At 64.3% G+C, this 20,642-nt stretch carries 23 protein-coding genes; 7 read left to right on the top strand and 16 right to left on the bottom strand.

The window, feature by feature from the left end; genetic code table 11:
* Window positions 1-66: 66 nt before the first annotated feature.
* Window positions 67-564: a MarR family transcriptional regulator gene (locus tag CO676_RS00825; protein WP_041415705.1), complete on the top strand. Its 498-nt coding sequence runs from the start codon at window positions 67-69 to the stop codon at window positions 562-564.
* A gap of 5 nt (window positions 565-569) precedes the next feature.
* Here the strand turns inward: CO676_RS00825 and CO676_RS00820 are convergent, their stop codons facing one another.
* The 3 genes from CO676_RS00820 to CO676_RS00810 are packed head-to-tail and all read right to left on the bottom strand — an operon-like array spanning window position 570 to window position 3,612.
* Window positions 570-1,160 carry an NAD(P)H-dependent oxidoreductase gene (locus CO676_RS00820; RefSeq protein WP_097519339.1) on the bottom strand — a complete coding sequence of 197 codons (591 nt, stop codon included), beginning with the start codon at window positions 1,158-1,160 and terminating at the stop codon, window positions 570-572.
* Between the two features lie 15 nt (window positions 1,161-1,175).
* Window positions 1,176-2,759 (bottom strand): exodeoxyribonuclease VII large subunit, encoded by a 1,584-nt coding sequence (gene xseA / locus CO676_RS00815; protein WP_014766745.1) that lies wholly within the window; start codon window positions 2,757-2,759, stop codon window positions 1,176-1,178.
* Window positions 2,760-2,808: 49 nt separating this feature from the next.
* Window positions 2,809-3,612: a helix-turn-helix transcriptional regulator gene (locus CO676_RS00810; RefSeq protein ID WP_097519338.1), complete on the bottom strand. Its 804-nt coding sequence runs from the start codon at window positions 3,610-3,612 to the stop codon at window positions 2,809-2,811.
* A gap of 123 nt (window positions 3,613-3,735) precedes the next feature.
* Between CO676_RS00810 and CO676_RS00805 the strand changes: the two genes are divergently transcribed.
* Window positions 3,736-4,143, top strand: coding sequence for a hypothetical protein (locus CO676_RS00805; protein WP_097519337.1), 408 nt, complete (start codon window positions 3,736-3,738; stop codon window positions 4,141-4,143).
* Window positions 4,144-4,195: 52 nt separating this feature from the next.
* Here CO676_RS00805 and CO676_RS00800 read toward each other — a convergent pair whose 3' ends face one another.
* Complete coding sequence (locus CO676_RS00800; protein WP_097519336.1) at window positions 4,196-5,182, bottom strand: Gfo/Idh/MocA family oxidoreductase; 987 nt, start codon at window positions 5,180-5,182, stop codon at window positions 4,196-4,198.
* 260 nt (window positions 5,183-5,442) lie between these two features.
* On the opposite strand from CO676_RS00800, the gene CO676_RS00795 reads away from it, so the two are divergent.
* Entirely contained in the window at window positions 5,443-6,393 is a 951-nt protein-coding gene (locus tag CO676_RS00795) for an aldo/keto reductase (protein WP_097519335.1), read from the top strand.
* Between the two features lie 172 nt (window positions 6,394-6,565).
* Here the strand turns inward: CO676_RS00795 and CO676_RS00790 are convergent, their stop codons facing one another.
* A complete protein-coding gene (locus CO676_RS00790) occupies window positions 6,566-7,195 on the bottom strand; it encodes a hypothetical protein (protein ID WP_014766741.1) in 630 nt (209 codons plus the stop codon).
* Window positions 7,196-7,225: 30 nt separating this feature from the next.
* Complete coding sequence (locus tag CO676_RS00785; protein ID WP_097519334.1) at window positions 7,226-7,996, bottom strand: SDR family oxidoreductase; 771 nt, start codon at window positions 7,994-7,996, stop codon at window positions 7,226-7,228.
* Window positions 7,997-8,223: 227 nt separating this feature from the next.
* Between CO676_RS00785 and CO676_RS00780 the strand changes: the two genes are divergently transcribed.
* Window positions 8,224-8,715, top strand: coding sequence for a ferritin-like domain-containing protein (locus CO676_RS00780; protein ID WP_014766739.1), 492 nt, complete (start codon window positions 8,224-8,226; stop codon window positions 8,713-8,715).
* A 97-nt stretch (window positions 8,716-8,812) separates the two neighbouring features.
* On the opposite strand, the gene CO676_RS00775 is transcribed toward CO676_RS00780, so the two are convergent.
* Window positions 8,813-9,703: a LysR family transcriptional regulator gene (locus CO676_RS00775; RefSeq protein ID WP_097519333.1), complete on the bottom strand. Its 891-nt coding sequence runs from the start codon at window positions 9,701-9,703 to the stop codon at window positions 8,813-8,815.
* Between the two features lie 190 nt (window positions 9,704-9,893).
* On the opposite strand from CO676_RS00775, the gene CO676_RS00770 reads away from it, so the two are divergent.
* The 3 genes from CO676_RS00770 to CO676_RS00760 all read left to right on the top strand — a co-directional run bounded on the left by CO676_RS00770 (window position 9,894) and on the right by CO676_RS00760 (window position 11,807).
* Complete coding sequence (locus CO676_RS00770) at window positions 9,894-10,889, top strand: aldo/keto reductase (protein WP_097519332.1); 996 nt, start codon at window positions 9,894-9,896, stop codon at window positions 10,887-10,889.
* 158 nt (window positions 10,890-11,047) lie between these two features.
* Complete coding sequence (locus CO676_RS00765; RefSeq protein WP_097519331.1) at window positions 11,048-11,407, top strand: nuclear transport factor 2 family protein; 360 nt, start codon at window positions 11,048-11,050, stop codon at window positions 11,405-11,407.
* A 16-nt stretch (window positions 11,408-11,423) separates the two neighbouring features.
* The gene (locus tag CO676_RS00760; RefSeq protein WP_097519330.1) at window positions 11,424-11,807 is read left to right on the top strand and encodes a VOC family protein; all 384 of its coding nucleotides are present in this window, start codon (window positions 11,424-11,426) and stop codon (window positions 11,805-11,807) included.
* An 82-nt stretch (window positions 11,808-11,889) separates the two neighbouring features.
* Here the strand turns inward: CO676_RS00760 and pheT are convergent, their stop codons facing one another.
* From pheT to infC, 9 genes are all read right to left on the bottom strand, one after another.
* The gene (gene pheT, locus CO676_RS00755) at window positions 11,890-14,316 is read right to left on the bottom strand and encodes a phenylalanine--tRNA ligase subunit beta (protein ID WP_097519329.1); all 2,427 of its coding nucleotides are present in this window, start codon (window positions 14,314-14,316) and stop codon (window positions 11,890-11,892) included.
* Window positions 14,317-14,456: 140 nt separating this feature from the next.
* Window positions 14,457-15,539 carry a phenylalanine--tRNA ligase subunit alpha gene (gene pheS / locus CO676_RS00745; RefSeq protein WP_014766733.1) on the bottom strand — a complete coding sequence of 361 codons (1,083 nt, stop codon included), beginning with the start codon at window positions 15,537-15,539 and terminating at the stop codon, window positions 14,457-14,459.
* Between the two features lie 155 nt (window positions 15,540-15,694).
* Entirely contained in the window at window positions 15,695-16,099 is a 405-nt protein-coding gene (gene rplT / locus CO676_RS00740) for a 50S ribosomal protein L20 (protein ID WP_014766732.1), read from the bottom strand.
* 33 nt (window positions 16,100-16,132) lie between these two features.
* A complete protein-coding gene (gene rpmI, locus CO676_RS00735) occupies window positions 16,133-16,336 on the bottom strand; it encodes a 50S ribosomal protein L35 (protein ID WP_014330719.1) in 204 nt (67 codons plus the stop codon).
* 168 nt (window positions 16,337-16,504) lie between these two features.
* Complete coding sequence (locus CO676_RS00730) at window positions 16,505-17,872, bottom strand: sensor histidine kinase (protein WP_097519328.1); 1,368 nt, start codon at window positions 17,870-17,872, stop codon at window positions 16,505-16,507.
* Window positions 17,869-18,534 carry a response regulator transcription factor gene (locus tag CO676_RS00725; RefSeq protein WP_014766730.1) on the bottom strand — a complete coding sequence of 222 codons (666 nt, stop codon included), beginning with the start codon at window positions 18,532-18,534 and terminating at the stop codon, window positions 17,869-17,871. Before CO676_RS00725 ends, CO676_RS00730 begins: the two co-directional genes overlap by 4 nt.
* Window positions 18,535-18,541: 7 nt before the next feature.
* Window positions 18,542-19,012 (bottom strand): hypothetical protein, encoded by a 471-nt coding sequence (locus tag CO676_RS00720; RefSeq protein ID WP_097519327.1) that lies wholly within the window; start codon window positions 19,010-19,012, stop codon window positions 18,542-18,544.
* A 187-nt stretch (window positions 19,013-19,199) separates the two neighbouring features.
* Window positions 19,200-19,778 carry a hypothetical protein gene (locus CO676_RS00715; protein WP_097519326.1) on the bottom strand — a complete coding sequence of 193 codons (579 nt, stop codon included), beginning with the start codon at window positions 19,776-19,778 and terminating at the stop codon, window positions 19,200-19,202.
* 180 nt (window positions 19,779-19,958) lie between these two features.
* Window positions 19,959-20,495 carry a translation initiation factor IF-3 gene (infC, locus tag CO676_RS00710; protein ID WP_080605861.1) on the bottom strand — a complete coding sequence of 179 codons (537 nt, stop codon included), beginning with the start codon at window positions 20,493-20,495 and terminating at the stop codon, window positions 19,959-19,961.
* Window positions 20,496-20,642 lie beyond the last annotated feature (147 nt).

Raw genomic sequence — 20,642 nt, 5'->3', positions numbered from 1 at the left:
AGATATCGGTCTATTAGAGCCATGACAAAGGCGCGAGCGGCTCCGCCTGTCAGGCCATGGGTGCACATGAAACACGGCGATCAGGACCACGTGGACAAGATTCTGGCACAGTGGCGCAGCGAGCGGCCGGAGCTGGACATCTCCGCCATGGGTCCCCTCGGGCGCTTGGCGCGGCTCAGGGCCCATATCGCTCGGGAGCAGGAAACGGTCTTCGCCGAACACGATCTCACATCGGCAAGTTTCGACGTGCTGGCGACGCTCCGCCGCTCCGGACCGCCCTTTCAACTTTCGCCCGGCGAATTGCTTGCGGCAACAATGGTGACCTCCGGCACCATGACCAACCGCCTCGACCAACTCGAAAGAGCAGGCCTCGTCGAGCGGCTGGACAATCCCGAAGACCGGCGCGGCGTGATCATCGCGTTGACGCCGGAGGGCTTGAAGCGCATCGATGCCGCGGCGGCCGCCCACGTCGCCAACCAGCAGCGCCTAATCGCAGGCCTTGAGCCCGAGGAACGGAGTGCGCTCGACGCGCTGCTCAGGAAATTTCTTGCGACATTCGAATGAGCTGATCAGATACGGCTCACCAAGGCGCGCACCCGCTCGAGGTGACGCTTGCGCTTTGCGTCGGTTGCCCTGTCCAGGTCGTGCAGGTTGATCATCCGGAACTGGACGCTTTTGCTGCAGAAGGCGGCGATGCCGCGCTTGAGCAGGCGATGCACCGGATTGCCCATGTAGAGATGCACGACCCACCAGGGCGAGCCGGTGGTCGTCAGCGCCCAAAAGAGCTTGATGTTGGTAAGGCGCGGGATGATGCGTCCGCCCGCCGGGTCGTGCTCGAAAGCGACCCCCGGCGCGAAGACCCGGTCGAAGAAGCCCTTGAGGATCGCAGGGAAATTGAACCACCATTGCGGAAAGACGAGCACGATCCCGTCCGCCGCCTTCAGCCGGTCGATGCAGCCAGAGACCTCGGATGCGTCATATCGCTCCATGAAATAGCTGTCGCGCTCCGCTGCAGTCAGCCGTGGATCGAAGCCCTCGCGATAGAGGTCGAGCAGATCGACGACGTGGCCGCGGCCTTCCAGAACCTCCTTGGCGGCCCGCGCGGTGCTCGCCGCAAAACTGTCCTCGAGCGGGTGGGCGAACACCAACAGAATACGCATCCGGCCGCCCTTTTTTTAAAACAAGCTACCCTGCTTCGTCGGATCGGCCGGCCGCGCCGGACGCTTCTTCGGCGCCTGGGTCGGGGCCGACCCGCCCTCGCCCGCGACCGCCGCGACGTTGCCGTCGGCGAATTCGAGCGACAGCGCCATGCCTGGCGTCACCACCGCCGCCTGTTTGACCGGCTCGCCTGCGGCATCGCGCACCAGCGCGAAGCCGCGCTGCAGCACGTTGCGATAGGAAAGCGATTGCAGCACGCGATCCTGCGCCGCGAGCGCGCCTTTCAGCCGGCGCATCTCGGCGGCCATGGCTCCATCGGTCCGGGCGCTCAAGCCGGCAATGCGGTCCGATGCACGATGGATCTGGCCGAGGAGACGCGACGGCAGGGCTCGAAGCGATGCGTCGGCGGACGAAATGCGCGCCTGGCGCCGGTCGATCTGACGTTCCACGCAGCGTTCGGCCTTGTTCATGGCTTCGAGGAGATGCCGCCGATGTTCGCGGATCTTCGTCGTCAGCAGCTCGGATCGCAGGTGCGCCGCGATGCGCTCGAAGCTGCGGCGCTTGTTGGCGGTGTTCATCTGCAGGCCGCGGCCGAGCCCGGCGGCCGCCTCGTCGAAACGTCTTCTTGGCAAGGCGAGCAACTGATCGAGCGACGGCAGCGCCCGGGCCAGCGCCCGAAGCGCGTGGCGCCGGTGATCCATCTGCCGCGTCGCACCCACCTGCAGCCGGGCGGAAAGATTGGCGACCTGCGCCTCGAGGTCAGCCTTCACCGGCACCGCCATTTCGGCAGCGCCCGTTGGCGTCGGCGCCCGCTGGTCGGAGGCATAGTCGATCAGCGTCCAGTCCGTCTCATGGCCGACGGCCGAGATCAGCGGAATGGTGGAGGCCGCCGCAGCACGCACCACCGCCTCGTCGTTGAAACACCAGAGATCCTCAAGGCTGCCGCCGCCGCGCGCCACGATCAGCACGTCGGGGCGCGGGATTGGTCCGTCTGCATCGAGAGAATTGAAGCCGCGGATCGCCGCCGTGATCTCGTCGCACGCCCCGTCGCCCTGGACACGCACGGGCCAGACGACCACATGAACCGGAAAGCGGTCGGCGATGCGGTGCAGGATGTCGCGGATAACCGCGCCCGTCGGCGAGGTCACGACGCCGATCACTTTCGGCATGAAGGGAAGCGGCCGCTTCCGTGTTGCGTCGAAGAGGCCCTCTGCAGCAAGCTTGCGCTTACGCTCTTCGATGAGCGCCATCAGCGCGCCGGCGCCGGCCGGTTCGAGCGAATCGATGACGATCTGGTATTTCGACGAACCGGGGAAAGTCGTCACCCGGCCGGTCGCGATGACCTCCATGCCTTCTTCCGGGCGGAATTTCAGCCGTGCGAACGTGCCCTTCCAGATCACCGCCTCCATCCGGGCGCGATCATCCTTCAGCGCGAAATAGGCATGGCCGGAGGAATGTGGCCCGCGATAACCGGAGATCTCGCCGCGTACCCGGACATGATCGAAGGCCTGCTCGAGCGTACGCTTGATCGAGCCGGACAGTTCCGACACCGAATATTCGGCGACATTGGACTGAGAATCGGAATCGAAGAACGAGGTCATACGCCCTTTGTAGCCGACCGGAGGCAGAAGATCAGCAGCGAGACGCCGCCTATCTACGGTTTTTCCGGCCGGGAGAGGTCGCCTTCTCGAAAAAACACCGAGTCGCCTCGTCGGCCGGGAAGAAGGATTCGATCAGCACGCCCTCCACCAGCGCGTCCTGGGTCGAACCGAAGGTCGAGAGCGTCGTGATGAAGCGCAATTCCGCTTCCCCGAAGCGCAGTTCGATCGGCAGCACCGGCAAACGATCGGTGGCAGGATGATTGTCGATTGCCTTGACGACAGCCGGTTCTGCGGCGAGCCGGTCGAGCCGGCGCTGCAGCGGACTGCGCGGCCCCTGCAGCCAGGCCTCCATGCGGACCCTCTGGACAAGGTCGGCGGCAGCGGCCTCCCAATTCACGACGAGGGTACGGACGCTTTCGGAGTCAAGGAAGCCGTCGAGGAAGTTCTGGCCCGGACTGAGCGGAACATCGGTAGCCTCCACAAGCCCCGCGAAGGCCGGATTGGTCAGAAGCACCGTGTACTGATGGTCGAGGACAAGGCCGGGGTACGGATCATGTCGGTCCAGCATCAGGCGGATCGCACTGGCGACGGCGGCCGGCATCGCATCCAGTCCGGCGGCGGAGCGCGTCGCCATGCGCGGCCGATAGCCGGCGGCGGAAAAGAGCGAGCCCTGGTCGCGGGCGGGGATCTCGAGCACCGAGGCGAGCCGCAGGATCATCCCCTCGGTCGGCCGCGAACGGCCCGTCTCGAGGAAGGAGAGATGGCGGGTGGAAATGCCGGCAGCGGTCGCCAGATCAAGCTGGCTCATGCGGCGATGACCGCGCCATTCCTTCAAGTGACTGCCGAATTCCATCGATGCCTTCCTTCGTTGCGCGGCAAGAATGGGCCGAACGTGGCGCGAAATCCATTACCTCCGAGGTAATTGGATTGATGACCACGACAGGCCAGCATTGCTCCATCGACAAAGGAGACAGACATGCTCGATTTTTCCAACCGCTCGCTTCTCAACAAGACGTTCCTCGCCGACGGCATCTTCTCGCTTATCGCCGGCACGGTCCTGATCGTCGACGCGCAGCCACTGGCGGCGCTCGTCGGCCCCGCTGTTGCGCCGGAGGTCGTCGGCGTACTCGGTATCGGCCTGCTGCTCTGGGGCGCTTTCCACCTCGCCTGGTCGAGAAAGGAGGGCCCGAACGCGCTGGCGGCACGGATCAGCATCGCCGGCGATATTCTTTGGCAGATCGCGAGCCTCGTCATCATCGCCCTCGCCTATGCGTCGCTGTCGGCAATCGGGATCGGGCTGATCGTCGTGGCGATGGTCGCCGTCGCCGACTTTCTCTTTCTGAAGCTGAAGGGGGCCGCCCAGGTGGGCACGAGGGCTGCTTAGGTCCTCAAAATGCGCCGGCCCGCCGTCTGGCGGGCCGTCTTTTCAGCGGGCCTCAGACCGTTTCCCAGCCATCTTTGTCGCTGGCGCGATAGATCGCGTCGATGAACTTCTGATTGAGGCGCGAGCTCTCGAGCGTCACCACCTCTTCCGCCTCGCCCTTCGCCGCACGCGCGAAGGCTTCCGCCTCGAGCTTGTACTGGCGGGCATCCTGGAAGCGGAAAAGCTGCGACTGGGCGTGATTCTGGTTGGTGAGTTCCACCTCCTCGCGGCCGTAGCGATCCGCATTGAAGGGCGACTTCACCTCGATATAGCCCTGGTCGCCATGGAAGACCATGACCTGGCGGGCGGCGAGCTGGGTGGAGATGTAGAAGCTCAGTTCGAAATCGTCGAAGTCGGCGCGCACGCTCGAATAGATGTCGGTGCCGAATTCCGGATCGCGGTCGGTATTGGCCTGGACACGCAGCGGCTCCTTGCCGGTGGTGAACCGGGTGGTGATCGCCGGATAGACACCGATGTCAGGCAGGCCGCCACCGCCGAGCGCCGGAACGTTGCGCATGTTGCCGGGATCGCGGTTGTAATAGGTGAAGGCGCCCTGGACATGGCGCAGCTTGCCGATGGCACCCTCGGCGAGGAGCGAGCGCACTTTCCGCCAGACCGGGCTGTAGGTCACCATATAGGCTTCCGAAACCAGCACCCTGTTGCGATCGCGCGCCGCGATCACGGCGTCGATTTCCTCAGCCTTCAGCGCCAGCGGTTTCTCGCACAGAACATGCTTGCCGGCATCGGCGGCCTTGATCGCCCATTCCACGTGTTGCGACGTCGGGAGCGGAATATAGACGGCGTCGATCACGTCCGAGGCGAGCATCTCTTCATAGGAGCCGAAAGCATGCGGCACCGAGAAGCGGTCGGCCATGGCACGCGCCTTGGCGTGGTCGCGGCTGGCAATTGCCGAGACGACACAGTTCTCCGCGTCCTGGATGGCGGGCACGACCAGTTCGCGGCCGATCCTGGCCGTCGACAGAATTCCGAAACGCAGCATGGGGCAGTCTCCTGTTAGAGCGGACTCGCGAAGAAGGGAAGGGCTCCCTCGGCCGCACCTGTGTGGGGATCGGTCGCGTCCGGATTTATCCATCGCACGACCGGGGCGGCGCCGAGACTATCGCCGAGGTACGTGCCTAGCAAGGCTTGAACCGACCAGAAAAACCAAGCCGGCGGGTGTCATCGGCAGGGAACTGACCTATGTTTCCCCGGCAATCCTCCCGATCGCAGCTTGTCTTCATTCAACCGCGGAGCGAAACAATGGACTTGCGCAGACTTGGCCGTACCGATCTTTCAATTGCCCCGCTCGTCTTCGGCGGCAACGTGTTCGGCTGGACGGCGGACGAGAGAACGTCCTTCGCCCTTCTCGATGCCTTTTTCGATGCGGGCTTCAATGCCGTCGATACGGCGGATGTCTACTCCTCCTGGGTCCCGGGAAACCAGGGTGGCGAATCCGAGACGATCATCGGCAAGTGGCTGAAGCAGTCCGGGCGCGCGCGGGACAAGGCAGTGATTATCACCAAGGTCGGCTCCGAACTCGGCCCCGGCCGCAAGGGGCTCTCGCGTCGCTGGATCCTGCAGGCGGTCGAGGACTCGCTGAGCCGCCTGCAGACCGATTATATCGACCTTTATCTGTCGCACTGGCCCGATCCCGAAACGCCCTACGAGGAGACGCTCGCCGCCTATGAGACGCTGCTCGGCCAAGGCAAGGTGCGGGCGATCGGCGCCTCGAACCTCGATGCGGGACAATTACGCGATGCCCTGAATGTCGCGGCGGCGAGAGGCCTGCCGCGCTACGACGTGCTGCAGCCCGAATACAATCTCTACGACCGCGCCGCCTATGACGGCGCCTTGCGCAACCTCTGCCTCGCCGAGGAAATCGGCGTCATCACCTATTTTAGCCTGGCTCGCGGCTTTCTTTCCGGCAAATACCGCTCGCACACGGATCTCGAAGGCTCGGAGCGCGGCGGCGGGGTCGAAAAATACCTCGACGGGCGCGGCATGCGCATTCTCGGCGTGCTCGACGAGATCGCCGAGGAGACCGGCGCGAAACAGGCGGAGATCGCCCTCGCCTGGATCATCGCCCGCGACGGCGTCACCGCGCCGATCGCCAGCGCCACCAATCTCAATCAGCTGGCAAGCCTCGTAAGGTCGGCGGAGCTCACGCTGACGGAGGAGGCGATACAGCGGCTGAACGACGTGAGCCAGTAATGGCCGAAAAAGCCCCTCCCCAACCCCTCCCCACAAGGGTGAGGGGCTTGCGACGCCGCGCCCGCTCCACTCATGTCTCGGCGGTTCCACGATCTTGGATGTTGAAGGCGGCACTGGCCAGACGGCGGGTGCTAGGCCCTCCCCCTTGTGGGGGGTTGGGGAGGGGTGAAGCTTACGATCCCGCCACGTTCGCAAGCGGCGGATAGCCCGGGTATAGATACGCATGGCTGCCTTCGTGATTGGCCATGCCCGGTTTCGTCAGGAGGCCGCGCGGTTCGGCGAAGCTGCGGATCCTCCGTTGCGGCCGCTCGTGCCACTGGATGTTGAAGGCCCAAAGCTTCGGGAAGAAGCAGAGCGAGGCATAGGGAAGGTGGTCGTGGATCCACCAGGCGAGGCTCTGCCAACCGCCCTCCCTACGCTCCCGGTCCCAAACCCAGGGAATGACGATGCAAGCGGTGGCGCCCATGCAGCCGTCCGCATCGCGCATGTCCCAGATATGATCGGCCGCCGTCGAGGCATTGGTCGAGCAATTGAGCTTGTTGGCATTGCCGAATTCGTTGACGGCGCGGTTGCGATAGGCGGAGCGGATGTGCAGCCGTCCGAAGGTCGCCTGCAGCGGTTCGAGAAGCTCCTCGCAGAGCTTGCGACCGGCCTCGACGGCAAGCTCCGCATCGTCCGGGATGTTCGGAATACGATAGAAATCGGCGATCTCCGAATGGAGGAAATCGCGCAGGAAGAAGTTTTTCGACAGGCGTATGCGGCCGACATCCTCCAGCGACTTCATCGATCCAGGTTTCTTCATTCTTCCCTCCGCGCTGCTCGCACGAGCCGTTCATGTCCGGCTGATCGAAACGCCGCCATCGACCAGCAATGCGGTGCCGGTGATGAAGCTAGCAGCATCGCAGGCAAGGTAAAGCGCGGCCTCGGCGATTTCCGCCGGCTGCGCCATGCGCTTCAGCGCATGCAGGCCTTCGATAAAGCCGCGCGTCTCGGGAGAAGCACCGGGCAGGTTCGCGACGTTGGCGGGCGTGTCGGTGCCGCCCGGCAGCAATGCATTGACGCGCACGCCGTGGGCTCCGAGCTCAACCGCCAAAGACTGCACTAGGCCGATCAACCCAGCCTTGCTGGCCGCATAGGCGGCCATGCCCGGGAACCCTGCCGTATGGCCGACGAAGCTCGACGTGAAGACCAGCGAACCGCCGCCGCGAGCAAGCATGGCCGGAGCCTGATGCTTGGCGGCGAGAAAGGCGCTGGTCAGGTTGGTGTCGAGCGTCTCGCGCCATCCCTCGAGCGACAGCGAGGAGATCTCGCCCATGGCCCCCAGGGCGCCGGCATTGTTGAACGCGATGTCCAATCCGCCGAAGCGGCCGAGCGCCAGGTCCACCAGCGCCTTGTTCGGGCTTTCGTCGCGCAGGTCGCCGGCAAGCATTGCCGCTTCACCGCCTTCTTCGATGATCTCGCCCACGAGCTGCTCGAGGGCCTCGCCTCGCCTTGCGGCGATCACGATCTTTGCGCCTTCGCGCGCAAAGAGAGAGGCGGCCGCGCGGCCTATTCCCGAACTTGCACCCGTCACGATCGCCACTTTTCCTTCAAGTCTCGACATTCCACTTTCCTCGCGCCTGTTGTCGTTGACGAGCGGAAAGATCCCAGATGGCAGTTGTTGCGGCCACCCGATTTCCGTGCAGCGAAAGTGGCCGCACCTGCAGGAGGTCGACGGGTGGAAAGGCCGCACAAGCACGCATTTTCCCCGAGGCAGGAACAAATGCCTCTGTCTGATGTTGATTGGGCGTCACTGCCAACCTCCCCACCGGACAAGGAAGGAAATCGACAATGCCCAAGGAAAAGACAATGGACGACCTGTTCTACGACGCGCTCAAGGACATCTACTATGCGGAGCGCAAGATCCTGAAGGCTCTTCCGAAGATGGCACGCAGCGCGCAGGCACCGGAGCTCAAGGCGGCGTTCGAAAAGCACCGCGAGCAGACCGAAACCCATGTCGAGCGGCTGCAGCAGGTCTTCGAATTGATCGGCAAGCGCGCGCAAGGCAAAACCTGCGAAGCGATCGAAGGGATCATTGCCGAAGGCGAGGAGATCATGGACGAGTTCAAGGGCACGCAGGCCCTTGACGCCGGGCTGATCTCCGCCGCGCAGTCCGTCGAGCATTACGAGATCGCTCGCTACGGCACCCTGAAGACCTGGGCGCAGACCATCGGCCTCAAGGACGCGGTGCCGCTTCTCGACGCAACGCTGAAGGAAGAGGTCGTCACGGACCAGGATCTGACGAAGCTCGCGACGGCGAAATCGAACAAGAAAGCCGCATGAGCGCTACTGCATGTTTCCTTAATCGGAACCGATGCAGCAATTCAAAGTTCTACAGCGACTTTTGCTGCAGCGGCGACCGGAGAGGACCGGTCGCCGCTCAATCCGTATGCCGGAAGAAATCGATGAAGGCCCGGAGCGCCGGACGCATCTGGCGACGGCTCGGGTAATAGAGATAGGGGCCGGCATAGGGCGCACACCAATCCTCGAGCACCCGCAGCAATCTCCCCTCCGCCAGATCGCCGCTGACGCGCGGCTCGAAAAGGTAGGCGAGGCCCGCGCCGCCGATTGCCGCCTTGATGATCGGCCGGTCCTCGCCGACGATCAGCGGGCCATTCACCGAGACCGTGATCTCCTCGCCATCCTTCTCGAACTCCCAGCGATAAATCGTGCCGTTCGAAAAGCGCCGGCGGATGCAGCGATGCGCGGCGAGGTCGCGCGGGTGCAGCGGCCGCGGCAATCGCTCGAAGTAGCTGGGCGACGCGACAACCGCGCTCTTCAGATCCGGGCCGATCTTCACCGCGATCATGTCCGCCTCCAAGCTCTCGCCTAGCCTAATGCCCGCATCAAAACCCGCCTCGACGATATCGGTGAAGCCGTCCTCGTTGGCGATCTCCAGCACGATATCGGGATAGCGCGTCAAAAAGTCGCCGAGCCGCGGCGCCAGAATGAGGTCGGCGGCAAAGCGCGGCGCGGTGATCCGCAGATTGCCGGCCGGGCGTTGCCGCGCATCCACCGCCGATTCCAGCGCGTGGGCAATCTCGTCGAGCGCCGGCCGCAGGCGGTCGAGCAGCCGTCTGCCCTCCTCTGTCGCCGCGACGCTGCGCGTCGTGCGTGCAAGCAGCCGGACCCCGAGGCTCGCTTCGAGACTCGCGACGGCGTGGCTGACGGCCGACGGCGCAATGGCGAGTTCCTTGGCCGCGCCGCGGAAACTGCCATGGGCGGCGACGGCGGAGAGGACGGCGAGCTGGGAGAGCTGGGTGCGATTCATTGATCGAAATAATAGAACAAGCTGTGAGAATTGGCAGCGATTTTCAGCCGCCGACGAGAGACCTATCTTTCCCTGGTCGTCGTGGGCGCCGCGAACCGACCGGCGCCAACCCAGACGATCGCCCCGCATGTTCGACGCAGCCACTTCTGCGTGACGCGTCCAAGCGCATTCCAGCCGGAAAGGAAATCCCATGAGAACCCGCAAGCTCGGCAATGAACTCACCGTCTCGGCCATCGGCCTCGGCTGCATGGGCATGAGTTTTGCCTATGGCGAGGCCGACGAACGCCAATCGATCCGAACGCTCCATCGCGCCATCGAGCTTGGCGTCATCTTCTTCGACACGGCAGAGGTCTACGGGCCCTATGAGAACGAGAAGCTCCTCGGGCGGGCGCTGAAGGACAGGCGCGACCAAGTGGGGATCGCCACGAAATTCGGTTTTCTGATCGAGCCGGGCAAACCGGCCGCGGAGGCGATCAAGGGGGTCGACGGCCGGCCGGAAAATGCCAAGGCCGTCGCCGAGGCTTCGCTGAAGCGGCTCGGCACCGACGTCATCGATCTCTACTACCAGCACCGCATCGATCCGAACGTCCCGATCGAGGAAACCGTCGGCGCGATGGCGGAGCTGGTGAAGGAGGGCAAGGTACGGGCGATCGGGCTTTCCGAGGCGAGTGCGACCACCATCCGCCGCGCCCACGCGGTGCATCCGATCGCGGCGGTGCAAAGCGAATACTCGCTCTGGACGCGCGACCCGGAAGACGAGGTGCTCGCCACCTGCCGCGAACTCGGCATCGGCTTTGTCCCCTATAGCCCGCTGGGGCGCGGCATGCTGACCGGCACCATTCGCAAGGTCGAGGACCTCGCCGACGACGATTTCCGTCGCTCGCTGCCACGCTTCCAGGCGGAGAACTTCGACGCCAACGCCGCGCTCGTCGAAAAGCTGCAAAGGCTCGCCGCCGAGAAAGAGGTGACGGCCGCCCAACTGGCACTCGCCTGGGTCGTCAACCAGGGCGACAACATCGTGCCGATCCCCGGCGCCCGCAAGCTCGAGCATCTGGAGCAGAACGCCGCCGCCGCCGACATCGTCCTCTCTGCAGAGGAACGTGCCGAACTCGGCGAGGCACTGTCCCCGACGCTCGTCGCCGGCAGCCGATACACCGACGCGTCACTGGCGCTGACGAACCGCTGAAAACCGGCTACCGGCCGCGGGTATCGCAATTCCGTTGCGATACCCTAACTATGATGTGTCCGCCTTGACGATGGCTGGAGCGGCATCGGAGGCGGAAGAGCTTCAATCACGCGCAACAGTGTTGTGTTTTGGCCGCTCCAGGAACGGAGGAATGAGGTATGTCCGATGAGCAGGCCATCAGCGCAGTCGTCCATCTCTATGTCGACGGAATGGCATTCGCCAATGAGGCGGCGCTGCGCAAGGCCTTTCACCCGAGCGCCTCGATCGTTGGCAATTACCAGGATTCGGTTGAATGGCTGAGCCGTGACGCCTTCATCGCCGCTGTCGTGATGGAGGGCTCGGCGCCGCCGGAGACGCAGCCGCTCATGGAGGTGGAATTGATCCATATAACCGGCGACGCAGCGAGCGTGAAGGTCATCGATGAATTCGGCGGCGCGCGCTATACGGACTATCTGACCCTGCTCAAGGTCGACGGGCGTTGGCTGATCGTCAACAAGGTCTGGCATCGCCACACGTAGGGCTATTCGAGGGATCATGCGGCAAGGCGCATCCGGCAAGGTCGTCGCAATCGACCATGTGCAACTCGCCATGCCGGAAGGCGGCGAAGCGGAGGCGCGCCGGTTCTATGCCGGCCTGCTCGGAATTCCGGAAGTGACCAAGCCGCCCAATCTCGCGGCGCGCGGCGGCTGCTGGTTCGAGCAAGCCGGCCTCAAGATCCATCTCGGTGTTGAAAAGGAATTCTCACCCGCCCGCAAGGCGCACCCGGCCTTCGTTGTCGATGATCTTTTCGTGCTGGTCGCACGGCTTGCGGCAGCGGGATTCGACGCGACGGAAGACGAGCCGCTCGCGGGGTTTGTCCGTCGCTATGTGAGCGATCCGTTTGGTAACAGGATAGAATTGCTGCAGCCAAGCGATTGACGATCGTCAGCCACATGCCCCTCCCCAACCCTCCCCACAGGTGGGGTGTTGGGGAGGAGTCTTTCTCCAAACCGATCTATACTCAGGCGCGAAGCACGCCGCCGGTGCTTTTCGCCACAGTGGCGACGATGCGCGAGGTCAGCGCCTCGAAATCCTCGTCGGTCAGCGTGCGCTCGACCGGCTGGATCGTCACCTCGATGGCGATCGACTTCTTGCCTTCGCCGAGCGAGGCGCCTTCGAAGACGTCGAAGACATTGACGCCGGTCACCAGCTTGCGGTCGGCGCCGGAAGCGGCCCGGACGACAGCGGCCGCCTCGACCTCCTTGTCGACCACGAAGGCGAAGTCGCGCTTCACCGCCTGGAACGGCGAGAGCTCAAGCGCCGGCTTAGTGCGCGTCGTCTTCTTCTTCGGCTCCGGCATGGCATCGACATAGATCTCGAAACCGGCGATCGGGCCGGAGACATCGAGAGCGTCGAGCGTCTTCGGGTGGAACTCTCCGAAGCTGCCGAGAACAATCTTCGGACCGAGCTTGATCGTGCCGGAACGGCCGGGGTGATACCAGGCCGGGCCACCGGCCTCGAACTGGACATTGCCCATCGGCACGCCGCAAGCCTCGAGCACGGCGATGGCATCGGCCTTGGCATCGAAGACATCGACCGGCTTGCCGCCGCCCTTCGCTGCGTTCGACCAGAGCCGGCCGGCGCCGTTGAGCGAGGCGGTGCCGCGGCGGACGCCGCCGGCGACGCGGCGCTGCGCCTCGGGCGTGTCGCCCTCATAGGTGCCGGAGACCTCGAAGATCGCCACGTCACCATAGCCCTTGTCGGCATTGCGCTGCGCGGCGGTCAAAAGCCCCGGCAGCAGCGACGGCCGCATGTCGGACATGTCGGCAGCAATCGGATTGGCGAGCTTCAGCCCCGGCTGACCACCACCGAAGAGCTTCGCCTGCTCCTCCGAGATGAACGACCAGGTGACCGCTTCTAGCATGCCGCGGCTGGCGAGCCCGCGTCTCGCCTGGCGGGTGCGGATCTGCAAGGTCGTGAGGATCTTGCCGTTGACGGCGTTGTGGCTCGGCAGGGCCGCCGCGACGATGTTGTCGACGCCATGGATGCGCATGACTTCCTCGACCAGGTCCGCCTTGCCGTCGACATCCGGCCGCCAGGAGGGCACGGTGACGCGGAAGCGCTCGCCGGAGCCCTCGACGCCGAAGCCGAGCTCCTCGAGAATCGAAACGCTCTCCTCGGTGGAGACCTCGAGACCGGTCAGCCGCTTGACCTCGGAAACCGGGAAGTCGACGACTTTGGGCGTATGGCCCTCATAGCCGACGACGTCCAGCTTCGCGGCGGTACCACCGCAGAGCTCCAGCACCAGTTCGGTCGCCCGTTCGAGGCCCGGCACCATATATTCCGGATCGACACCGCGCTCGAAGCGATAGCGCGCATCGGTGATGATGCCGAGGGTGCGGCCGGACTTGGCGATGTTCATCGGGTCCCAAAGCGCCGACTCGATCAGCACGTCGGTGGTCGCCTCATCGCAGCCGGAATGCTCGCCGCCCATGATGCCGCCGATCGATTCGATGCCGTCCTCGTCGGTGATCACCACATTGGCGGGCGACAGCGTGTATTCGCGGGCATCGAGCGCCAACACCTTCTCGCCTTCCTTTGCCCGGCGAACCGTCAGGTTGCCGTTGACCTTGGCCGCGTCGAAGACGTGCAGCGGCCGGCCCTGGTCGAAGGTCAGGTAGTTGGTGATGTCGACCAATGCGTTGATCGGCCGAAGCCCGATCGCCGTCAGCCGCCGGCGCATCCAGACCGGGCTCGGGCCATTCTTGACGCCGCGCACAAGACGCAGCGCAAAGCCGGGGCAGAGATGCTTGTCCTCACCGAGCTCCAGCCGCACCTTGACCGGCGTTTCGCCTTCGACCGGGAAGGAGGGCGCCGGCCTTGTCTTCAGCGTGCCGAGGCCGGAGGCGGCGAGGTCGCGGGCAATGCCGTGAAGGCTGGTGCAATCCGGCCGGTTCGGCGTCAGGTTGATCTCGATCATCGGATCGTCGAGGCCCGCATAGGCGGCGTAGCTGGTGCCGACCGGCGCATCCTCGGGCAGGTCGATGATGCCGGTGTGGTTATCGGATATCTCCAATTCCTTTTCCGAGCACATCATGCCGCGGCTTTCGACGCCGCGGATGTTGCCGACCGACAGCGTCACGTCGATGCCCGGCACGTAGGTGCCCGGCGCGGCAAAGGCGCCGACGAGGCCCTTGCGCGCGTTTGGCGCGCCGCAGACGACCTGCACCGGTGAGCCGTTGCCGGTATCGACCATCAGCACCCTCAGCTTGTCGGCGTTCGGGTGCTGCTCGGCGGAAATGACCTTGGCGATGACGAAGGGCTTGAAGGCGGCCTTGTCGTCGACACCCTCGACCTCGAGCCCGATCATCGTCAGGCGCGCGCAGATTTCCTCGAGCGAGGCGTCGGTTTCCAGATGGTCCTTCAGCCAGGAGAGCGTGAACTTCATGATTTCACCTGTGTCCTAAGAATTCTACAGCGCCGCGCGTCTTATCAGACGCGCAAAGGTCGCTATAGCACTTTGAATTGCTGCATGTTTTTGTCCTTAAATCGGCTAGGATTTAAGGAAACATGCAGTAGCGCGAGCGATCAGGCCGAAAGACCGCCGAACAGCGTCGGCATGTCGAGCGGGCGGAAGCCGTAATGGGTCATCCAGCGGACATCGGCGTTGAAGAAGTCGCGCAGGTCCGGCATGCCGTATTTCAACATGGCGATGCGGTCGAGGCCCATGCCCCAGGCAAAGCCCTGATACTCGTCCGGATCGAGACCGCCGGCGCGCAGCACGTTCGGATGCACCATGCCGCAGCCGAGGATCTCCATCCAATCCTTGCCTTCGCCGAACTTGACGATCGGGCCGGAGCGGTCGCACTGGATATCGACCTCGAAGGACGGCTCGGTGAAGGGGAAGAAGGACGGGCGGAAGCGCATCGTCACCTGGTCCACCTCGAAAAAAGCCTTGCAGAACTCTTCCAGCACCCAGCGCATGTTGGCGACGTTCGCCGTCCTGTCGATCACCAGTCCCTCGACCTGGTGGAACATCGGCGAATGGGTGGCGTCGGAATCCTGGCGATAGGTCTTGCCGGGAATGATGATGCGGATCGGCGGCTGTTGAGCCTCCATCGTGCGGATCTGCACCGGCGAGGTGTGGGTGCGCAGCACCTTACGCTCACCCTTCTCGTCCGGCTGGAAGAAGAAAGTGTCGTGCATCTCGCGGGCCGGATGGCCCTCGGGGAAGTTCAGCGCCGTGAAGTTATAGTAATCGGTCTCGATGTCCGGTCCCTCGGCGATCGAGAAGCCCATGTCGCCGAAGATGGCGGTGATCTCGTCGACGATCTGGCTGATCGGATGGATGCGGCCGCGCTCAGCAGGCGAGGAGCGGACCGGCAGGCTGATATCCACCGTCTCGCGCGCCAGCCGCTCGGCGATCGCCGCATCCTTGAGGGCGAGCTTGCGAGCCGAAATCGCATCGGAAACGGTATTCTTCAGGGCATTGATGCGGGCGCCGCGCGTCTGGCGCTCCTCGGGGCTCATCGTGCCGAGCGTCTTCAAGAGCTCCGAAATCGAACCCTTCTTGCCGAGCGCACCGACGCGCAACGACTCGATCGCCCCCTCGTCGGCGGCGGCATCGATTTCCGCCAGCAATGTCCGTTCCAAAGTTTCCAGTTCGCTCATTCTGTCCTACCTCGATGCGGGATTGGTTCGATCTATCGGTTCAACACTTCAGCGATGTGATCGCCTGGCGGTGCGCCGAATAAGAAAAACCCGCGCCAGCCCTGCCAGCGCGGGTTTCCCAACAATTTCAGAAACGGTCTTGGGAAAACGCTGGCTTAACGGACAGCGCTTTCAAACTCGTTTGCCGTGCCGGCTTCCTTGAGATAGGCGAGCGCCTTCTTGGCGGCTTCGACGAGCGCCGTGAATGCAGCCGTCTCATGGATCGCCATGTCGGAGAGAACCTTGCGGTCCACTTCGATGCCTGCCTTGCTCAGGCCGTCGATGAAGCGGCCATAGGTCAGACCGTGCTCGCGGACGGCAGCGTTGATGCGCTGGATCCAGAGGGCGCGGAAATTGCGCTTGTTGACCTTGCGGTCGCGGTAGGCGTACTGCTTGGAACGGTCGACCGCTGCCTTGGCGGCGCGGATCGTGTTCTTGCGGCGGCCATAGAAACCCTTGGCGGCCTTGAGCGTCTTCTTGTGCTTGGCGTGAGCGGTTACGCCGCGTTTTACACGTGCCATGTCATGATCTCCTTGTCCAATGTGCCTGAAGTCTTAGAGACCGTTCGGCAGGTAATTCTTGACGACCTTCTTGCCATCAGGCTCTGCGAGAACCATGGTTCCGCGTGCGTCGCGAATGAACTTGTTGGACCGCTTGATCATGCCGTGGCGCTTGCCAGCAGCGGCAGCTCGAACCTTGCCGGTCGCGGTTACTTTGAACCGCTTCTTGGCAGACGATTTCGTCTTCATCTTGGGCATTTTGCTACTCCATTGTTCTTGATATGCGAAACCGGCTGACGAGGCTGGTTTCCAGCGTTAAGAACGGCCACGGCATGCCCTGCCGGACCGTTCGGACGGGGGGCTTGTAGCCGAAGTCCTGCAAAAGCGCAAGCCGCCCGTTGATCATGGCATACGCTGAGCCGCGGCTCAGGCGGGATCGCGCACCGGAAGCCGCACGACCCTGACCGGAAAGGTCAGCCGGGCTCTCAGTCCTCCGAGGTCGGACTGCTCTAGGGTCAATGAGGCACCATAGGCCTCGGCGATGTCGGCGCTGATCGCGAGACCCAGTCCCGCGCCTTCGGGCTCTCGGTCGTCGGTGCTGTCGAGCCGTGCACCGCGTCTGAGGATCGCCACGCGGTTCTGTTCGGCAATGCCAGGCCCGTCGTCCTCGATCAGGATGGTGATGGCGCCGTTGACCCGGCGTGCCGAGAAGCGGATGAACGAACGCGCCCACTTCGCGGCGTTGTCGAGCAGATTGCCGAGACATTCGGCAAGGTCGGCCGGATCGACGTCGAGCGAAAGCGAGCTGTCGATCGAAACTTCCCAGGCGACATCCCGCTCGGCGGTGACGGGACGAAGGACACTGACGAGCTTGCCGCCAAGGCCCATGACCGACGTCGTCGCCATTCGCTCGACGCCCATGCGCGCGGCCTGCAGCTGCCGGTCGGCCCGCTGGCGGGCGAGTTCCACCTGTCTGAGCGCCAAGGCGCGATCCTCCGGCGGAAGCCGCTCCGCGAGCTGCGCCAGCACCGTCAGCGGCGTCTTGAGGCCGTGGGCGAGATCGCTGGCGCGGGCACGCGCGCGCTCGACCGCCACTTCGCGTTCCTTCAGGAGGAGATTGATCTCGCTGACCAGCGGCTGCACCTCGCTTGGGCCGGAGGTTCCGAAATCCCGGTCGCGGCCGGCGCGCACCGAGGCCGCCCGCTCGCTCAGGCGGCGGAGCGGCTTGAGCCCGATGGCATTCTGGAAAAAGGCGGCGGCGGCCAGGAGCCCGGCGGTCGCAAGCAGCATCAGCCGCAGCGCCGCTTGGAAATCGCCCAGCGCTTCGTCGAGTTCCCGTTTAGGAAACGCCGCTGACGCGACGAACCGGATCGCCGGGGCACCTTCGCCAAGCGACAGGCTTTGGCTGTGGACCAGCATCGGATGTCCGTCCGGACCTTCACTGATGGTAAAACCCTCGTAGCGCGAAGGGACCGGAGCGTCGGCATCGATCGCCACGTCCCAGAGCGAGCGCGACCGCAGGTGACTGCCGTCGACGGGTGAGACCTGCCAGTAGCGGCCGCCGTTCGGCAGGTCGAAACGCGGATCTGCCGGCTCGCGCGCGAGCATAAGCTGGCCCTCTTGCAAGGCGAGTTCGGCAGCGAGCGTGTCGACGATCGTCATCATCTCGCCGCGGTACCGCCCGACCACGTAATCGGTGAACAGCCGGGTCAGGGAAAGCCACGCTACGAGCAGCACGAGGCCGATTGCGATCACTGCTCCGACCGCCAGTCGCAGCCGCAGCGAGCGCATCATGAAGGGTCGTCCGGCAGGAGATAGCCGAATCCGCGTCGCGTCTCGATGGCGCGGCTCTCGGTCTTGCGGCGCAGCCGGGCGATCATCGCCTCGACGGCGTTCTTGGCGGAGTCGTCGTCGCGTCCCTGGACATGGCTTGCCAGTTCGAGCGGCGACAGCACTTCGCCCTTGCGTTCGATGAAGTAGGCGACCATCCGGAATTCGAGCGGGCTGAGATCAAGCGCCTCTCCGTCGAAGGTGACCCGGCGGGTCGCCTCGTCAAGCGTGAAGCGGCCCGCCGATTTGATGATCTGGAATCGCGGGCCGGCGCGCCGCAGAAGCGCCCTCAGCCGCGCCAGCAGCTCCTCGGCGCGAAACGGCTTGGGAATGTAGTCGTCGGCGCCGGCCTCGAACCCGTCGACGCGCTCCATCCAGGATCCGCGGGCGGTCAGCACCACCACCGGCGTTTCCACGCCGTCGAGACGCCACCGCTTGAGGATCGACAATCCGTCGAGGCCGGGCAGGCCGAGGTCGAGGATGATGGCTGCATAGCCGCCGTCTTCGCCGCGCTCCCAGATGTCGGGGCCGTGGGCAAGCGTATCGACCGCATAGCCTTCAGCCTCGAGTTTCCCGCGGACATGGCCAGCAATGTTGAGGTCGTCCTCTGCCAGAAGTATGCGCATGTCTGCCTCAGAATTTCACGAAACTGCCGGTGCGCGCATCGATCCGGAGGTCGCGGATGACGCCCGCGCCATCCCGCGTCTTCAGCCGATAGACGTCGCTTCCCATGTACCGCACCAGATCAACCGCGATGACCATGCCGTAGAGATCGCGATCCACCAAGGCGAGCAGCTTGCTCAGCGGCAGGATCTCTCCCTTGACGACGGCGTCTCGCGCATCCTCCCGGCTTCTCGTTTCCCGACTCCCGTTCTCCGGGGCTGCCGTGCTGCGATCACCTCGGGTGCCGGTATCGCCGGTGCTGCCGCCGGCATCCGAGTTGCCGCGGCCGGTCTTGCCGTCATCGGCCAAAGCCGCGCCGCTCGCGGAGAACGGCACGACACAGGACGCAACCGACCAGCAAACAAATGCGGCCAGACTCCGGCGCATGAGCGAAGCGGGACGAGGCGGTGCGGCGCGCTCCAGGCAGATATGGTCTCTCATTATCCCCTCAACATAGGTCGCCGCAGCATCCGCCAGAAAAGTGACGGAAACAGGGGTGGAACGTCGATTTTCTTACTGAAACGGGCGTGCCCCTCGCAGCAGGAGTGATGCGAGAGGCACGAATTTGAGGAAGTCTGCGGCGATGGGACAGCCACCGCCGCAGTTAAGGGCTCAGGTCGGAATCGGATCAGTTCGCCGTCGGAGTTCCGCCGCCGTCCTGCCCGCCGCCGGTGCCGGTGTCCTGCCCGCCGCCGGTGCCAGTGTCTTGTCCGCCGCCAGTGCCGCCGCCTTCGCCGCCGGTGCCGCCGCCTTCGCCGCCAGTGCCGCCGCCTTCGCCGCCGGTGCCGCCGCCTTCGCCGCCAGTGCCACCGCCTTCGCCGCCACTGCCGCCGCCTTCGCCGCCAGTGCCGCCGCCTTCGCCGCCAGTGCCGCCGCCACTGCCGCCGCCTTCGCCGCCGCTGCCGCCGCCTTCGCCGCCGCTGCCGCCGCCTTCGCCGCCGGTACCGCCGCCTTCGCCGCCGGTGCCGCCGCCTTCACCGCCACCGGTGCCGGTGTCTTGTCCGCCGCCCGTGCCGGTGTCCTGTCCGCCACCGGATCCACCTTCGCCGACTGTGGTGGGGCTGCTGGTGTCGAAGCCACCGTTAGGTCCGGCTTCGAAGCTGCTGGCCGCGCCGGTATCCGCAAGAGCCATCGTCACTGGCCCTCCAACGACGCCGAACAAGCTCATTGTGGAAACGAGCAGCACTTTTTTGAATGCGCTGTGCATATCTTTACCCTTCCTTGTTTCGGAACGGGCAGAGACTGGCATTTGGCAACTGACAGGCGGCTGAGCACGGCTGTCAGCATTCTGTCAGGCGCCGGCAACGGTGCGCCGGAACGAAAAAAGCCGCCTCACGGCGGCCTTTTACATTGGATTGCTTTCACGTGCGATCCACGCTTTCGTGCCTTACTTGGGCGCAAGCACCATCATCATCTGGCGACCTTCCAGCTTCGGCTCGGCTTCAACCTTGGCGATCGCCTGGGTATCGTCCTTGACCTGCAGCAGAAGCTTCATGCCGAGCTCCTGGTGGGCCATTTCGCGGCCGCGGAACTTCAGCGTCACCTTGACCTTGTCGCCCTCTTCGAAGAAGCGGTTCATCGCCTTCATCTTCACCTCGTAATCGTGGGTGTCGATGTTCGGGCGCATCTTGATTTCCTTGATCTCGACGATCTTCTGCTTCTTGCGCGCCTCGGCCGCCTTCTTCTGGTTGGCGTATTTCAGCTTGCCAAGATCGAGGATCTTGCACACCGGCGGTTCGGAATTCGGTGCGATCTCCACCAGATCGAGACCGGACTCTTCCGCCATGCGGAGCGCCTGATCGATCGGGACGCTGCCCAAATTCAGGCCTTCGGCGTCGATGAGCTGAACCCGGGGGACCCGGATTTCCTTGTTTGCGCGCGGCCCTTCCTTGACTGGGGCGTCCGCTTTGAACGGTCTGCGAATGGTCGTACTCTCCTCGAGCTGTTTACGTATACTGGTCAATCAAACGATCAGCGTCATCTCAAACTTGGCGCTTGAAACAGTCACTGACGGCAATGTGTGAATTGCGGCTCCAGAGTCAATAGCATGGCCCGCAAGGAAAATCACCAC

This window comes from Sinorhizobium sp. BJ1, assembly GCF_002531555.1.
Taxonomy (GTDB): Bacteria; Pseudomonadota; Alphaproteobacteria; order Rhizobiales; family Rhizobiaceae; genus Sinorhizobium; species Sinorhizobium fredii_B.
The sequence above is the reverse complement of the archived record's forward strand: the minus strand, read 5'-3'. Positions and strand labels throughout refer to the sequence as shown.

Excerpts from the sequence above, each read along its gene's own strand:
- CO676_RS00825 (WP_041415705.1), top strand. The coding sequence starts at position 67 with ATGAAACACGGCGATCAGGACCACGTGGACAAGATTCTGGCACAGTGG.
- CO676_RS00820 (WP_097519339.1), bottom strand. The coding sequence starts at position 1,160 with ATGCGTATTCTGTTGGTGTTCGCCCACCCGCTCGAGGACAGTTTTGCG.
- xseA (WP_014766745.1), bottom strand. The coding sequence starts at position 2,759 with ATGACCTCGTTCTTCGATTCCGATTCTCAGTCCAATGTCGCCGAATAT.
- CO676_RS00810 (WP_097519338.1), bottom strand. The coding sequence starts at position 3,612 with ATGGAATTCGGCAGTCACTTGAAGGAATGGCGCGGTCATCGCCGCATG.
- CO676_RS00805 (WP_097519337.1), top strand. The coding sequence starts at position 3,736 with ATGCTCGATTTTTCCAACCGCTCGCTTCTCAACAAGACGTTCCTCGCC.
- CO676_RS00800 (WP_097519336.1), bottom strand. The coding sequence starts at position 5,182 with ATGCTGCGTTTCGGAATTCTGTCGACGGCCAGGATCGGCCGCGAACTG.
- CO676_RS00795 (WP_097519335.1), top strand. The coding sequence starts at position 5,443 with ATGGACTTGCGCAGACTTGGCCGTACCGATCTTTCAATTGCCCCGCTC.
- CO676_RS00790 (WP_014766741.1), bottom strand. The coding sequence starts at position 7,195 with ATGAAGAAACCTGGATCGATGAAGTCGCTGGAGGATGTCGGCCGCATA.
- CO676_RS00785 (WP_097519334.1), bottom strand. The coding sequence starts at position 7,996 with ATGTCGAGACTTGAAGGAAAAGTGGCGATCGTGACGGGTGCAAGTTCG.
- CO676_RS00780 (WP_014766739.1), top strand. The coding sequence starts at position 8,224 with ATGCCCAAGGAAAAGACAATGGACGACCTGTTCTACGACGCGCTCAAG.
- CO676_RS00775 (WP_097519333.1), bottom strand. The coding sequence starts at position 9,703 with ATGAATCGCACCCAGCTCTCCCAGCTCGCCGTCCTCTCCGCCGTCGCC.
- CO676_RS00770 (WP_097519332.1), top strand. The coding sequence starts at position 9,894 with ATGAGAACCCGCAAGCTCGGCAATGAACTCACCGTCTCGGCCATCGGC.
- CO676_RS00765 (WP_097519331.1), top strand. The coding sequence starts at position 11,048 with ATGTCCGATGAGCAGGCCATCAGCGCAGTCGTCCATCTCTATGTCGAC.
- CO676_RS00760 (WP_097519330.1), top strand. The coding sequence starts at position 11,424 with ATGCGGCAAGGCGCATCCGGCAAGGTCGTCGCAATCGACCATGTGCAA.
- pheT (WP_097519329.1), bottom strand. The coding sequence starts at position 14,316 with ATGAAGTTCACGCTCTCCTGGCTGAAGGACCATCTGGAAACCGACGCC.
- pheS (WP_014766733.1), bottom strand. The coding sequence starts at position 15,539 with ATGAGCGAACTGGAAACTTTGGAACGGACATTGCTGGCGGAAATCGAT.
- rplT (WP_014766732.1), bottom strand. The coding sequence starts at position 16,099 with ATGGCACGTGTAAAACGCGGCGTAACCGCTCACGCCAAGCACAAGAAG.
- rpmI (WP_014330719.1), bottom strand. The coding sequence starts at position 16,336 with ATGCCCAAGATGAAGACGAAATCGTCTGCCAAGAAGCGGTTCAAAGTA.
- CO676_RS00730 (WP_097519328.1), bottom strand. The coding sequence starts at position 17,872 with ATGATGCGCTCGCTGCGGCTGCGACTGGCGGTCGGAGCAGTGATCGCA.
- CO676_RS00725 (WP_014766730.1), bottom strand. The coding sequence starts at position 18,534 with ATGCGCATACTTCTGGCAGAGGACGACCTCAACATTGCTGGCCATGTC.
- CO676_RS00720 (WP_097519327.1), bottom strand. The coding sequence starts at position 19,012 with ATGAGAGACCATATCTGCCTGGAGCGCGCCGCACCGCCTCGTCCCGCT.
- CO676_RS00715 (WP_097519326.1), bottom strand. The coding sequence starts at position 19,778 with ATGCACAGCGCATTCAAAAAAGTGCTGCTCGTTTCCACAATGAGCTTG.